Source organism: Tenacibaculum sp. M341 (genome assembly GCF_004337695.1).
Classification (GTDB): Bacteria; Bacteroidota; Bacteroidia; order Flavobacteriales; family Flavobacteriaceae; genus Polaribacter.
The window spans coordinates 1-421 of the sequence record NZ_SJXJ01000091.1; the positions used below are offsets into that span (position 1 = coordinate 1).

Here is a 421-nt window from a genome sequence, read left to right on the forward strand (position 1 = left end):
GTACAGTTTTAACAGGAAGTGTCAATGTTACAAGTCCAGTAGCGACTTCTACGTATACCTTAACAGGAATTACTCCAGTGGTAGCTGCTCAAACAGGTACTAGTTTTTCAAGTTTACAACCTGGTACTTATGAGTTAACGGAGACCAATGCCAGCGGATGTGTCTCTGCAGCAACTACGATTGTAATAGATCCATTATTGCCAGTTCCTGTAGCTCCAAGTGCTACGCATGTAGATCCGACGTGTACAGTTTTAACAGGAAGTGTGAATGTAACTACTCCCGTAGTGACTTCTACTTATACTTTAACAGGAATTACTCCAGTGGTAGCTGCTCAAACGGGTACTAGTTTTTCAAGTTTACAACCAGGAACTTATGAGTTAACGGAAACCAATGCCAGTGGATGTGTTTCAGCTGTAACTAC

1 protein-coding gene is annotated in these 421 nt (G+C 41.8%); it reads left to right on the top strand.

The window, feature by feature from the left end; translation table 11 throughout:
* Positions 1-421: hypothetical protein (locus tag EYW44_RS22395; protein ID WP_165872305.1), on the top strand; the 421-nt coding region annotated here is incomplete at both ends.